This window comes from Labilibaculum manganireducens (genome assembly GCF_002843385.1).
In the GTDB taxonomy this organism is placed as follows: Bacteria; Bacteroidota; Bacteroidia; order Bacteroidales; family Marinifilaceae; genus Labilibaculum; species Labilibaculum manganireducens.
The window spans coordinates 1-15,020 of sequence record NZ_MVDE01000030.1 but is presented as its reverse complement, the minus strand read 5'-3'; the positions used below and the strand labels follow the sequence as shown (position 1 = coordinate 15,020).

General features: G+C 36.8%; 11 protein-coding genes. 5 read left to right on the top strand and 6 right to left on the bottom strand.

All coding sequences use genetic code 11. The features are described 5' to 3' along the window. Window positions 1–171: 171 nt before the first annotated feature. Both BZG01_RS16250 and BZG01_RS16245 read right to left on the bottom strand, forming a co-directional pair. Window positions 172–1,359, bottom strand: a complete 1,188-nt coding sequence (locus tag BZG01_RS16250; protein WP_101310899.1) for a FecR family protein — start codon at window positions 1,357–1,359, stop codon at window positions 172–174. A gap of 302 nt (window positions 1,360–1,661) precedes the next feature. Further along, window positions 1,662–2,219 (bottom strand): RNA polymerase sigma factor, encoded by a 558-nt coding sequence (locus tag BZG01_RS16245; protein WP_101310898.1) that lies wholly within the window; start codon window positions 2,217–2,219, stop codon window positions 1,662–1,664. Between the two features lie 433 nt (window positions 2,220–2,652). Between BZG01_RS16245 and BZG01_RS16240 the strand changes: the two genes are divergently transcribed. Further along, the gene (locus BZG01_RS16240) at window positions 2,653–3,036 is read left to right on the top strand and encodes an HU family DNA-binding protein (protein WP_101310930.1); all 384 of its coding nucleotides are present in this window, start codon (window positions 2,653–2,655) and stop codon (window positions 3,034–3,036) included. 509 nt (window positions 3,037–3,545) lie between these two features. On the opposite strand, the gene BZG01_RS16235 is transcribed toward BZG01_RS16240, so the two are convergent. The 4 genes from BZG01_RS16235 to BZG01_RS16215 form a co-directional block, all read right to left on the bottom strand. Beyond that, on the bottom strand, window positions 3,546–4,724 hold the full coding sequence (locus tag BZG01_RS16235) for a thioredoxin family protein (RefSeq protein ID WP_101310897.1): 1,179 nt from the start codon (window positions 4,722–4,724) through the stop codon (window positions 3,546–3,548). Window positions 4,725–5,211: 487 nt separating this feature from the next. Beyond that, window positions 5,212–6,600, bottom strand: coding sequence for a RagB/SusD family nutrient uptake outer membrane protein (locus tag BZG01_RS16225; protein WP_180327352.1), 1,389 nt, complete (start codon window positions 6,598–6,600; stop codon window positions 5,212–5,214). Window positions 6,601–6,616: 16 nt separating this feature from the next. Continuing rightward, on the bottom strand, window positions 6,617–10,120 hold the full coding sequence (locus BZG01_RS16220) for a SusC/RagA family TonB-linked outer membrane protein (RefSeq protein WP_101310894.1): 3,504 nt from the start codon (window positions 10,118–10,120) through the stop codon (window positions 6,617–6,619). A gap of 89 nt (window positions 10,121–10,209) precedes the next feature. Then, window positions 10,210–11,361, bottom strand: a complete 1,152-nt coding sequence (locus BZG01_RS16215; protein WP_101310893.1) for a FecR family protein — start codon at window positions 11,359–11,361, stop codon at window positions 10,210–10,212. A gap of 393 nt (window positions 11,362–11,754) precedes the next feature. Here BZG01_RS16215 and BZG01_RS21600 point away from each other — a divergent pair, with 393 nt between their 5' ends. The 4 genes from BZG01_RS21600 to BZG01_RS16200 form a co-directional block, all read left to right on the top strand. Then, window positions 11,755–11,910 carry a hypothetical protein gene (locus BZG01_RS21600; protein ID WP_180327351.1) on the top strand — a complete coding sequence of 52 codons (156 nt, stop codon included), beginning with the start codon at window positions 11,755–11,757 and terminating at the stop codon, window positions 11,908–11,910. Between the two features lie 186 nt (window positions 11,911–12,096). Beyond that, window positions 12,097–13,863 carry a sensor histidine kinase gene (locus tag BZG01_RS16210; RefSeq protein ID WP_101310892.1) on the top strand — a complete coding sequence of 589 codons (1,767 nt, stop codon included), beginning with the start codon at window positions 12,097–12,099 and terminating at the stop codon, window positions 13,861–13,863. Between the two features lie 116 nt (window positions 13,864–13,979). Next, on the top strand, window positions 13,980–14,627 hold the full coding sequence (locus BZG01_RS16205; RefSeq protein WP_101310891.1) for a response regulator transcription factor: 648 nt from the start codon (window positions 13,980–13,982) through the stop codon (window positions 14,625–14,627). Window positions 14,628–14,767: 140 nt separating this feature from the next. Then, a partial coding sequence (locus BZG01_RS16200; protein ID WP_218973143.1) for a hypothetical protein occupies window positions 14,768–15,020 on the top strand: 253 nt, incomplete at its 3' end.

The following is a 15,020-nucleotide window of genomic DNA, read 5'->3' as shown; positions in this document are numbered from 1 at the left end:
TAAATTTGTTAGGATTACATTACACATTTGTATTCATCTATTGATTCCACTCACCGATGAATACTGTAATTATTATCATTTCGGGTTTGTTCGCGCAAACCCGATTTTTCTACTTATATATTGGGGTTTAATCTTTCTGGATTATTTTTTCATTGGTTCTTTTTATTTCATTTATTTTCTTTGAACAATTATTGTTTTATCCTTAAATAAGAACTTTACCTCATTTGTTTTTTCAATCATTCCAAGCAAGCGGTCCAGGCTCTCATATCTCTTTAATGTTCCTGTAAAATTTAGATCTCCCGCCTCCTTATTCTGATAGAATACTTTCACATCGTACCAGCGCGATACCCGGTTCATGATATCAGTCAAGCTCGATTCCTGAAAAACAAACTTTCCATCTTTCCATGAGGTATATAAATCAACATTTACTTTTTTATTTTCCAGATCACCGCTTTTCTTTGAGAAAACGGCCTGATGTCCGGGACTGAGTAAGAGGTTTTCATCAGGATTTTTATTATCCATTACCGAAACACTTCCTTCAACCAGTGTGGTACGTATGGCGTCTTCGTCGGCATACGACGAAATATTAAAATGCGTTCCCAAAACACGTACATCAACACCCTGTGTTTTCACTATAAACGGACGGTTCTTATCCTTACTCACCTCAAAATAAGCTTCTCCTTCCAGCAACACCATTCTTTTATTGTCGGCAAACTGGGTAGGATAACGCAGCCGTGTTTCGGAATTCACCCAAACTTTGGTTCCATCTTCCAATTGTAATTGATACTCTCCCCCTCTTGGTACCACCAAACTGTTGTAAGTTATCTTTTGGTTATCCGTTTTTGCACTAACATCGTAAACCAAAGCAGAGCCGGTATTACTAATTACCGTACCATCCTTTTCCTTAATTTCATCTTTCTCCTTCTTCTCTTCCAAATTCAATACTTCTCCATCATCTAATATAAGCTCGGCCTTTTGCGATCCAGGCTCAATTGCAGCCAACCATTGTTCTTGTTTCGCGATTCCTGAATCGGAATTGCCCAGATACATCATTACAGAAAACAATCCAAGCATCAATAAAACTGAGGCTGCATATGGCATTGCCTTCTTAATCAATCTCATCCGAAGAGCGGTCCTGGATTGCTGCATCTTTCCAAGATACTTTTCAAATGCCCGTTCCACATTTGCCTGCGGTAATCGCAACGCTTCCTTTGAATTTGCAGAGAACATCTCCAACCCTTCGTAAAAGCGCTTATTTCCATTCTCATTCAACCACGTTTCCAGCTCTTGTTTTTCATCGCTGGTAGTAGGCTGTCCCCCAAGAGACCTGGAAATAATATCAATCATTTTTTCTTCCATTTGTAATTATAATTCAATGTATCAGTTAAGTGCGTACACTCTTAAGACAGATCTGTTTTGAAATGATGTGACAAAAAAATTAACTTTTTTTTTACGTTTGATGAGTATTAGCTTTTAAACAAGATATAACAATCCCATTTATAAGGCAATAGACTTATAATTATCCGTTAAGAATGATGAATTAAGAATATCTGATTGAACAGTCCGCAGAAAATTTCAACAGAATGCCAACTTGATTTAAAAATGAAATCAGACAAAATAGTGCTTAACAGTCACTTGTATAAAATAAGGTGCAGAAAGGTTTATTTATGAAAAAACAATAAATAAAACAGGTGTGGTGATTGGAGTTTTTCTCTCAAAAATTTAAAAGCACGTACCATATGAGTACGAACAGTATTTATGGTAACCCCAAGTTCTTCCGCCGCTTCATTATAAGTATACCCGTTTACACAACACAGCATAAATACTTCTCTGCATTTTTCCGGCAATTCGTTGATGGCAGAATAAATTAGCTGAGAATTTTCAATTGTATCGATATTTGCCATAGGAGCAACTTCTTCTTTTTCCAAATGATCTATATCATGAATCAGCTTTTGTTCGCGCTTTATGTAGTTCAGACATAAGTTTCGAACCGATCGGAAAATATAGGCCTGAAGATTTGTTGTAACTGATTTAAATCGTTTCTTTTCCCAAAAATCAACAAAAAAATCCTGAACAATGTCTTCTGCAGCTTCCGAATCTTTTAGAATGCTATTGGCCCACAAAAATAAATCCTGATAATATTTCTTGAAGAATGCCTCATAAGATTTCCGACTTCCGGTACGCAGCAGTTCAGTAAGTATATCTTTTGGTTCGGGCATATTGGGTTTTTAAATAGTGGTTAGTGCAAGCAAAAGTAGAACTTTTTTTGAAAGAAGAAAACAGTTGTTTTCAAGACATTTAGAATAGGATTATCTTCTTCCGCTATAGGTACTCACATCTAATTAACAACAAAAAAAATACGTGTTAAATCAACTAAAATTGACTGAATCGGGAAAACTTGGCACATTTGACAGATTAAATTCCTATTTATTTGACTTAATTTTAAAACCGTTTTGAAATATGGAATCCGTTAGGAGTTTAATTTCGGAACAAAAAGGCAACCCACCGGCTGGTCATCAACCGGACTGATTTGAGCGTGAGACTGGAAAAGGAGGCCGGTGGGCCCTGAAATATACAACAAAATCGTAACTAATTGTGCTGGAAGCAAATCCGGCAAAAAGAATTCAGTTACGATTAAAATTCAAAAAACAAATGGCAATAAATTTTAAAGTTATTGAAAGAGGCCAACCAGGTGTAGTAGGTGGCGGTGAAAAAAAATACTATGCAAGCAACATGATTAGTGGAAATGCTGACATTGAGGAATTAACTGAAGGCATAGAAAAAATAAGTACCGTGAGTGGTGCCGATATCCGGGCCGTACTTTATGCCCTGACTGATGTTATTCCAACTATGCTTGCCGATGGTAAATCGGTAAAACTTGGCGAAGTAGGAAACTTCAGGGTAAGTATCAACAGCGAGGGAAAAGAAACCGCTGAAGAGGTAAATGCCAACTGCATTAAAAAATCGAAGATTATATTTACTCCCGGTAAAAAATTAAAGGGTATGCTGGATCATTTAAAGTATCATAAATTGTAGACCTTAAATTTCATGCTTACCGCAACTTTTTGCAATCACTACTGCAACTTTTTGCGGTAAGCACTGCAAAAAGTTGCGGTAAGCATAATTCTAAAACGGGATAAGCACTCCGCTCTTGCGCACTACTGATTCTCTTTTTTAAATCTGCTGATCACAAAAACAAGCTCGTGGTTTACCTAGAAGTAAGCACATTTGTGTAATGATAAATATCTTAAGTGATAAAACAAGGCTTCATTTCTTGAAATTGCACTTTCCCAAAAACGAATCCCGATCTTAATCCAAAATTTCAGTCGTTCAACCGCTTATTTTAGAGTAGACTCCCCATTGATGAAACTCCATATGATATCGCTGCAGGTTAAAAAAAAGAGCAGCCACACAAATGTGGCTGCTCAAATAATAATTCAAATTTAAAACCTGCTTTTTAAAAACCTATCGAAAAGGTACAGTTTTGAGACACTCTAATTTTAACCCTATGTTATTCTAAAATGCCCCAACGTTTTTCAAAAAAACTATTTTATTTCACTCAACAAGTATTGAACATATTCTCTTGTTGAGACAGAGCTGTAATCACTTTTCCCTTCTGTCGATTTTAAGTAATCATTTCCAATTTTTTTAGCACGATTAATATCTCCTGCAATAACATAAGCATAAAACTCAGGATAGCAGAATTGATCAGGTTCTATCATTTTTTTCTTAAATTCATTAGCCCAATCAAGTACTAAATCAGGATTATTGAACTTCGAAAACTTTTCTTTTCCAACACCATACAATTCCCAAACCAACTCATTGCGCAAATAGTTATTGGGTTTTGAAAATTCCTGCAGGTACTCTACTGCAGATTTCTCAAATGATAAAAAATCAGATTTGTTTAAATAATACTTCCATTCTGCTCTTTTCATAAATAAGCCCAACTCATCGAATCCAATTTGCTTGTATTTAAGAACAATCTCTTTATATTTCTCTGTTCCAAAGTTCGACTGCAATTCATAATCAATTTCTTGGTCAATAGCTCTTCCAATCTTAAAATCATATGCTACTTTCTGATAGTCTTTTCGATGACGAACTACAAAGGCAAACACATCACCGTCTGTATCCAATCTCACATCTGATATCATTTCAAAAGTTAAGCTATCCAGCTTTTGTTTTTCGGACAGGCCTTTAAAATATTCCTCAAATTCACCTTTAGAGTTTTTATCGAAAGCAAAGTAGTTCATAGCTACTGACAAGGAGTGATCGCCATTGTTCCATTTTGTTATACTTGAACCTACTCTCTTATCCTCATCGAAGACTTTTTTTGCTTCTGTCAATAATTTATCAACCTCATGAAAACCTACCGCCAAATGCAGTAATTCCCCTTCGCCATCAACCCACATTAGTGTTGGATAGGCTGTCACATGATATCGATCAGCAATTTCTTTATTATCAGTTTCCTTTTTATCTGTCTGCAACTTAAAACTCACAAATGATTTATTAAAATAATCTCCTACTGCTTTTTGAGTAAACACTTCTTTGGATAACTTTTTACATGGGCCACACCATGATGTAAAAACATCTATAAACATTGGTTTATTTTCCGCTTTTGCTTTTGCCAAAGCCTCCGTGAAGGTGCCGTGTTCAAAGTTTATTCCTTGTGAGAATACATTACCGCAAAATAACATTGCAACAATAATTACAAATAAATTTTTCATTGGTTCTTAATTAATAAAGGTTTTACGTTAAGATTATTCCTTACAGGTTATATTAAATTTTCTTTATAGAATTCTAAATATTGATTGTTAGATTAAATCCGTCATTTCAATTCAGTTTTCTTTTTGACAAAATTTTTGATAGATAAAATTGAAAATGTCAACATAGATTAGAAATATCAATAAATGAACGGATACATCTAAAATGAACGATTTTTCTTTAAGAAATTCATCTAACACAAATTTATTTACAGAAGATAAAATGATAGTTACAGCAACCTGCAGTATAAAAACAGCTGTTTTTTTACTGCTTGACATATGGGTTGATGATTTAAATTCAATAAATAAAAGGGTGTCCTAAAAGTTCAATCTCATTGTTATTCTGAGCTTGTTGAAGCATATTTACATCTGAATTACAGATATTTAAACTTCGCTCAAAAGATTATTTTCAAATGAAACTTTACTTTTCGGACATCCTCTTGAGTGCTGTTTACCGCGGGTTTTGCTCAATCAAAGAATTCAACTCGATCACTTTACGTGGAATTGGAAGCACATATCTCCTGCTTCCAGGCTCCAAGGTATGTGTGTCACCAAACAATGTATGTGTGATTGTTTTCGCTGTCTTGGGATCCTTGTTTAATCGCTTTAAATCGAACCAGCGAAGTCCTTTAAAGATGGTTTCTCTTCTTCGTTCATCCAATATTATCTGCAAAAGTGCATCTGGATTTGTTTCGGTAACATCAGGTGTACCGGCAGCATACCTATTTGCTCTCAACTCATTTAAAGCAGTAAGAGCTCCTTCAACATTATTATCCCGCAATTTCGCTTCGGCTTCAGTCAGGTATACTTCGCCAAGGGAAATCCCCCTATTTAGATCCGATTCATCTGAATACCGATAACCATTGGGATCCTCAACAAATGAGTAGTATTTATAATTGGTAACAAAGTTTTGATACCTCAGATCGGATGTTGGATCCATGAGGGTCATTAACTCATCTGACAAATAATATTTACTGGATAAATCGCTGTTTCCCTTGTAAAAAATAACATCCGGCTTTTCCCAACCAGAATAAGGAGCCCAGTTGTCGAGACCAAAATCCGGTTGTCCGGACTCATACTGCTCAATCGTATTGTAGTCTTTCAGTTCCGGCACAATTTGCAAAACCGAATCTGCATATTGCCAGGCCTTTTTATATTCTCCCTGATACAAATAGAAACGGGACAACAGCCCCAAAGCTGCTGGTTTTGTAGCCTGAAAAGTATATTCAGATTTATTGGAAAGCAATTTCACCGCCTCTTTCATATCTATTAAAACCCTATCGTAGACTTCATCCACAGCAACTCTTCCATATTTGATATTGATATCAGATTCCAAAGGCATAGGTACTCCAAGAGCCGTTGAAGCCGTATTTTCATCATAGTGTTCAGCATACAGATTCACCAAAATGAAAAAAGAATGAGCTCTGTTCAACAAAGCTGAACCTTTAACAAAATCTCTTGAATACTCGCCTGATCCTTCCGGAGCATCATCTATTTTTTCCAAAATATAGTTACATAAATAAATCACATGATAGAATCCTTCCCAATTCCCATCATTCTTCGAAACATCAAATAAGTGTTCCGCCCAGGTATAACTGTTTACAACAGCCGGATTTGCAGAAGAGGCAACATCTTCAGGAAGCTTGCAGTCATCAGTCATTAAAGTCTGATTTCCATGACCAAACGCAATTGCATTGGGTTCAAAGATATCGAAAGCATCCAAAATCATTCCCATATCGTCTACTGTCTTAGGAATCAAATTCCCTTTTGGTGTTTCATTTACAAAATCCTGACAGGAGAAAAAAAGCAGGACAATAAGGATTATATATATATTTCTCATAACGAACATTTTAATTTTACAGATTCAATTTCAAACTTACTGTATACTTAGCTCTGACGGGCAAACTAAACGGTGAACCATAACCTGATGCATCCAGATAATCAGTATCCAGATTGTAACGGTTGGCGGCCCAATACCAAAGGTTCTCTGCATTAAAGCGAATAGAAGCATCTTTTACTGGTAACTTTTCCATTAATTTATTCAGCTTATACTCTAAACTTATGCTCTTCAATCGGATGATATCTCCTTTGTCTACAAGATAATCGCTGTACTTCACAACATTTCCTCTGTCAAATGAAGCATACCCGGGACTTGCATCCAGCTTAGGCGCCCATTTGGTCAATTCGTCTCCAGGTTTGGTCCATCTATATTTCTCCGACATCCATTCTGAAGGATTAAAATCATCAAAAAAGGAATTGTCCGGCGAAGGCATTCTCACCTTATGTCCAAGTTTATAGGTTATCATGATTCCCAAACTTAGATCTTTGTATCGAAAGGTGTTGGTAAGGCTTCCAAATACAGGAGGAGTACTTCTGCCCATGAATCGATGATCGTCAATAGTAAGCTTACTCAAGTCAGTATAAGGCAGAATTGTATCATCCCCCTTCTTTTTGATTTGTGGCTCACCGGCAGCATCCAAACCTGCATATGGAACGGCTGCGATATAGGAAATTGCTTTTCCTTTTAATGGAGATTGAAAGTAAAGTGAGCCTGCTGATGGTGTGTAGTTAATGTCTGTAACTTTATTGTAATTGTAGGAAAAATTGGCTCCCACATCCCATAAGAAAATTCGGTTGAGTAAGCGTGCATTTAACGAAACATCGAGTCCTCGATTTAATACAGATGCCGCATTTTTTAATACTGATCCCCAACCAGATGTTGCATCATTATTAACGGTACTTAACAGATCTCTGGATCTTTTTTCATAGAACTCAAAAGTCCCATACATTCTTCCTCCCAAAATTGAATAATCCACGCCAACATTAAGCATATTTGTCTTTTCCCAACCCAACTCTTTATTTTCAGGATTTGTAATTGAAAGAAAATTCAAACCACTCAAGGAGTAAGATTGATCAACTTTACCTACAATATCAGGTCCGGTAGATTTCTCTATATTTCCGCTTAAACCATATGATACTTTTACTGCCAGATCATTGATCCAATCACTTTGGAAAAACTCCTCTTGTGACAAATGCCATTTTCCTCCTACTGACCAGGAAGGATTGTTTCGAAATTGACTTGAATTGACCAACATATTGGTCTGATCTAAACGCACACTTGCAAACAGATCATACTTGTCCTGATAAGAGAGATTCGCAGTACCAAAATAGGAAGCATATTTCTCCAAAGTTTCCTCCAATTCCGGAGAATAACTTAAATAGCTTCGTTTTCCGGTATAACCTTTAAATTTGCCTTCCTGAAGAGAAGCCAGATCAATTGCCTCGTGAGCCATGCTTCCATCATCATAACCAAACAAACGATTACTGCTATATTTTGTTTTCAAAGAATACAGCTCATTCCCAGCCATAAACTTTATTCTGAAATTGTCTGTATTTATAGAATATTGCAATGTATTTCTAATGGCAAAAGATTTCAACAGGTCATAAGAAAGGTCTAGAATTCCACCTTTTTTAGGTAAATGCCAAGCTACTATTTCTGGTGTTTTTGTATCAGAAACTTCAGTAAAACTATTCTTCATATCTCTCACATAGTCATGCTCTGATCCGTACAAGTTACGTCCTTCAGTCCTTCCGGTTTCATAACTTCCAAAACTAGTGAATTTCAAACCCTTAATTAACTCAATATCTAATTTTAAACTAGTCGCAACATTAGTTGTCTCTTTTGTTTTGTCATTCATTCTTACCTTCCGGAGGTTGTTTTGACTCCAATCAAGAAATCCGTTAGCCGCTAAAAGTTCTCTGTACCCATCGGAAATACTATGATTCTGATCAACATATGCCCCTTCTTCATCTAAAATTCTTTGGTAGGGTAACATTTCCCACGCACTGCCATTACCATTATTATTGCCTTTTTGGTAAGTTCCACGCAGTCCAATCTGAAGATCGATTCCTTTAGCAAGATTTAAATCTGTATTTCCAATAAAATTGATTTTATCAGCAGAGTTTCCCACCAATTCCTGATCAGTTTTGTCATAGTTAATTGAAAAATAATGAGATACTTTATCTGTTCCGGTAGTTAATGAGATATTGTGGCGCTGCACCGTTTTTCTCTGATAGAATAAGTCTTCAATCTGAGATTCATTATCGAAGGCTCCGATCTCAGCTATTCGTGCCCTTGCCTCATCCAATGAAATACTTCCCTGCTCCTCATAATCAATCCATACTTTCTGCACCTGATTGTAGCCATCGGTATCCGACCATCTGAAGATTCCTTTCCCCAAACTTCTCTCAAACTCCAGTTCCGCATATTCAGAAGCATTCAATCTATGATAATCACCGATATCAACTTTATCTTCGATACTGTAACTGCCCGAATAACTTACAGCCAATTTATCATTCTTTGCTCCCCTTTTCGTCGTAATTACAACAACTCCATTCGCCGCACGAACCCCCCAAATTGAAGCTGAAGCAGCATCTTTTAACACTGATATCTGATCTATATCATTAGGATTTAGATTTAACTCAGAACTTTCCAATGGGATACCATCCAATACAATAAGAGGTTTTTTATTGCCTAAAAGAGTTCCCTGTCCACGAATCATTAAATTATTATCCTTATCAATATAAACACCCGAAGCGGCTCCAATTAACTTTTCCCGAAAATCTGCAGATACAACATTGTCCATATCTTCGTTTTTCAGAATTGTAAACGATCCTGTTGCACGTCCTTTCTCAATTGTTTGAAGTCCTGTTACCACAACCTCTGCCATTTGCTCTGAGTCTGGCTTAAGCACAACATTCAGTACTTGTTGCCCATTGCAGGCAAGCTCCTGAGATAGCATGCCTACAAATGAAAAAACGAGAACTGCCTCCTTACTTTCCAACTCCAGAAAATATTCTCCGTCGATGTTGGTCGCAATCCCAATGTTGGTTCCTTTAATTACAACAGAAACTCCTGGAAGTGGTATTCCATCATTGTCGGTTACCTGACCGCTTATTGTTTTCTTTTCCTGCTCTTCCTTGTGAATTACAGCGGGTTCTTTTTTACGAATTACAATCACCTTACCTTCAAGGTAATATTCCAAATCAGTTCCTCTCAAACTTTCTTTTAAAGCTTCCTCAAAAGTTACTCCCTCCACATGAAATAAATCTATTTCAATACCGGAAATCATTTTTTCACTATACACGAATGTGTATTCTGACAGACTTGTTAACTCCTGAAACACTTCCTTCAAACTCGCATTCTCCATTCTCATGGAAATGTTAGATCCCTGACTAAATCCTTCAGCAGAAACACTAAACACCACTAAAAAGAGTAAAACAGCTGTTAATTTCATCACCCTTACGGTTTTCTTCCAGGCATTACTTGGGTAATGCCCGCACAAATGATTTTTTTTCATAAATTTGGGTTGTTGGTTAAAATTAAGCGCAATTTGCCTTGCGCATGGTTAAACTTTCATTTAGGGAGTGTTAGAGCACTCCCTTTTTTTTATTTCACAGTAATTACATTTTTGTTTGTTGTAAAAGATGTTTCGCCTGTTCCTTCCAGCAGACTTAGTATTGATTCTATTTCTCCATAACGAGGCACATCAACCGAAAATCTTGCATTTTTCACTTTCGCATTTGCAAAGAAAACTTTCACATCGTACCATCTCGCCAAATCATACATGATATCTTCAAGACGCCGGTTATCGAAAATAAACTTCCCATTTTTCCATGCAGTAACAGCCTCAATGTTTGCTTTGCATTCAATCATCGACTGATCCGATTTATTCAAAACGGCCTGTCTTCCCGGGGTCAATCTGATTAATTCTCCCCTCGAATTGGTTACTTCAACACTTCCCTCAACCAGAGTGGAGATCATCTCTTTCTCGTCGGCATAGGCTCTTACATTAAATTCCGTGCCCAATACCTTAAGTTCCATCCCCTCAGATTCAACTATAAACGGCCAATCCTTGTTCTTTGCTACATCGAAGTACAATTCCCCTTTCGCAACTACTCTTCTCTCTTTTCCTGAAAATTTAGATGGAAACTCCAAATAAGAATCTGCATTCAGTTTAACCACCGTACCATCTGGCAATTCAATTTCATATTCCCCTCCAACCGGCGTTACAATTCGGTTCAACTCATTTCGTTTTCCGGCCTCCATTAAATCAGAATTTATCTTCATTTTATCGCTATCTTTTTCCACCAATAAATTATCAGCAGAACGAATGATACTTGAAGTATCCTCCTTTAAATCGACAACATCACCATTGGCAAAATATAATTTCGCATTGGTTTCACCTGACTTAATCTCATAAAACTGTGCAATTTTGTTATCGTACTTAGGAACCTGATTCAAAATAAAAAAGCCTATTGCCAATGGCAATACAATTACTGCTGCATAGCTTAGCCATTTGCGATAATCTGGCTTTTTAGAAATTTTCCGATCAAGTTTTTTCCAGGCCTTTTTCATATCAAAAGCATCGTAATCAACACTTTTATTAAGGATTCTTTCTTTTTTGGTTATTTCATAAAAGAGTTTTTTGTTCTTAGGTTCTTCAAGCCAGAGATTCAACTCTTTCTCCTTATTTTCATCCAATTCACCCCTTAGATATCGGACAATCAGTTTTGAAATATTTTTGTTTGATGTGTGCATAATTTCCCCAATTTGATTCTAAGAAACGCTTACCTGCCAGGTGGGTGACAGGTAACGAATTTTTTTTCAATTAAAAAAAGATTCGCAATAGTCTTGAAAAGTAAAAAAGTTTTGAAAGGTCGAAAAATCTAACAATCGAATACATATCACCTAACTCTATCTCTCCTAAAGCTACTCTTTATACATACCTTGTTGGCTGAAAAAACCAAGGGCAACAAGATATATAAAATTGCATTCATGATCTTCACTGCGTTACGGTACCCCTTTCAAGGGAAAGATTCAATTTGAAATGCATGCAAAATTTAAAGTAGTGAATTCTACCATTTTAAGCAATCAAACTCTTGCTTGGGAAAGCGAATGTTTGTGTATAAAGAGTAATCTAATCGTCGCCATGTGGATAACAACTTACTTCAGTGGAAAATTATTCGTGTCATGAGTGGATTTCCTGAAAGCAAAACCTTCCTGCTGGATCAAAAACAACAAATTAACACGCTTCTATTACTTCATGAAATTGACCGAAGCTTGCTGCTTACCAGCAGGTTCAATTAAAACAATTACTTTCCGCGGTTAAAGAACAAAAAGCAATACTTCAGACAAGTAACAATTGACCCCGGCTTAATGTGGATTCATTATAAAAAATAACTTCTCTCAATAAAACAATCGTTTTCGAAAGCCTGATTTAAGAAGAAATAATAACTTTGACAGCAACAAACACACTAATTTAGGGAAACCGGTATGAGAAAATCTTTAGCTAACAAGCTCCTGATCTACTTTGTCGTACTCAACTTATTATCAATACTTATTGTTGGTATATTTGCCTATACTCAGGCAAAAGATGCTCTTATTCTGCGTACTTTCAACCAGCTTACCTCCGTTCGCATTGAAAAGAAAAAACGCGTTGAAGATTTTTTCCAGCAATGCATTCATGAAACAGAAGCAATCAGTACTCTTACATTCAGTCTCCCTCCTGAAAAAAGTCAGCTGAATCTCTCCCATCTCATAAGTGATCACCGTATTTTTAAAACTGGTTTTGCCTCCTTACTTACCGGCAAACAAAATTATAAAAGCATTTACATCTATCAGTCGAATACCGTTTCTTCGGGCTTCCAAATCGAGCCAAAAACCGGTGATCTGAGCCAAACAAAATTACAGCCTGAGCATCTTCAGTTGTTTGCCCGTCTGCTTCCTAAAAATGAAATTTCGGTTCGGGAACTGCTCAACCCAAAAGATCAGTCAAAAACAGAAATTCTTATCTGTAAAACAATCATCTTTCAAGAGCAAAAGGTGGTTCTGGCTTTTGGTATCAATACAGAGATTATCAATTCCATTATGCTGGATAGAAATCCGTTAAACGGATTGGGTAAATCCGGCGAAGCCTATCTGGTAGGCGAAGATCATCTGCTGAGAAGTACGAGCCGCTTTCAGGAAAATTCAATTTACGCCCTAAAATCCTCAACCAGAGGTGTAAAAATGGCATTTCAGGATAGTATTGGTTCTGATATTTTTAAAGATTACCGAGGCGTTCAGGTGCTAAGCTCTTACAGTAAAATGAATCTGCCAGATTTAAATTGGGTGATTCTTGCTGAAATAGATCAACACGAAGCCATGATTCCCATTCGGAATTACGGAAACTCTATGTTTTATATTCTGATTATTCTAAGTTTGCTGCTGTTGGGCGTTGTTGCCATAATTGCCAATACCATAACTGCTCCTATCCGAAAATTACGGGCCGAAACCGAGAAAATTTCATCGGGAATTTATGAACAGGTTACTGATATAAAAGCGGATGGCGAAATAATGGAATTGGTGGCCGCTTTCAACCAAATGACTCAGAAAATAAAAGAACAGCAGGAGAATCTTCAAATTGCCAAAGACCAAAGTATTTCATCGATGATAGATGGACAGGAAGCTGAGCGAAGCAGACTGGCCAGAGAACTGCACGATGGATTGGCTCAAACAATTTTGGCTATAAAAATGCGGTTGGAAAATACAGCTCCTGAAAATGCTGCTGCCGTATTGGGTGAATCGAAGGAAATGTTTTCCGATTTAATGACAGAGATCAGGGGCATGTCGAATGATTTAATGCCTGCCGTTTTACGGGAATTTGGATTGAATCATGCTCTTGGCAGTCTGTTGCAGCGAATTGAAGAAAACAGCTTATTACAAACTGATTTGCAGATTCAGGATGACTTGCCTGAAATCAGTAAGAAAGCAGAAACCTACCTCTACCGAATTGCACAGGAAGCAACTAATAATATTATTAAACACGCACAAGCTAAAAATATCAACATCTGCTTAGCGCAAAAAGCAGATTCCTTGTTTTTCGAAATAAAAGATGATGGTATTGGATTGCCTCTGAATGGAATTCCTAAAAACGGCAACGGCTTATCAAATATTAAGGAACGCATTTCCATATTGGGCGGAAATGTATTTTTTGAGGAAGAATATCCTCATGGTTTAAAGGTACAATGCAAAATTCCATTAGTAAAAATATCAATATGAAACGTCCATGCCAAAGGTGTTTTAACACACAGGGAGATGATTATTCCGTGCATGGTAAGTTCTCCCGAAACAAGTTCGGGACAGGCTATATGGCAAAAACTTAAAATTATAAACATATGAATAAGATTAATGTTGTTTTGGTTGACGATCACAAACTGTTTCGCGACGGATTAAAATCCTTACTGCACAACACCGAAGACATAACAGTTGTTGGAGAATTTGGAAACGCAAATGATTTGATTGAACAAATGGATCAATTGGCTGCCCAAATTATCATTACTGACATTAGCATGCCGGGAATGAATGGCATTGAACTAACGCAATATCTGGCAAAAAAACATCCTTGCATAAAAACCATCATTCTATCCATGCACAACAATAAGGAATTTATTTTAAGTGCCATGGATGCCGGTGCAAAAGCGTATCTGCCAAAAGATATTGCGGGAGAAGAACTTAACAAAGCCATTCAAGAAGTGAACAAAGGCAACGAGTACTTTAATCAGGGGATCAGCAATATTGTAATGAGAAGCCTTATGCGCGGCAATAAAGATGACAAAAATCACGGGGAATTAACCAAACGGGAAACCGAAGTGCTTCGTTTGGTGGCAGATGGATTCATGAATAAAGAAGTAGCAGACCAACTCAGCATCAGCGTTCGCACTATTGATTGCCATAAAAACAATATTATGAGTAAATTAGGTTTAAACACTACTGCCGAATTGGTAAAATATGCCATCAAAAACCACATTATCGAAGTCAATTAGCAAATTATACACAAATATTCGCTTTCCCACGAAAGAGGATGCCGACAGGCGAAAGAGTACATTGTAAAAATTACAATTATCAGAATTATTTATTGCTTTAGCTGGGGCAGATTTCAGAATTAACAGCTGTACTGGCATCTTTGACTAAAACCATAGAAGAACAAGCTAAAGAGTTAGCTGCTTTAAAGGCAGTACTTTTAGAGAAGGATAAAGATGCCCAAAAGTTGAAGCGATTTGCGAATATCAACCTTCCTAAAAAGACCGAAAAACGTAAATATACAGCTCCCGTTGCAGACGATAAAAAACCAGCTCCTTCCCCAAAAGAAAGAGGTAATAATGGTGCTAAACGAAAGATTTACGATAATATTGAAGAGCTTGTAGAAGATGTACTGC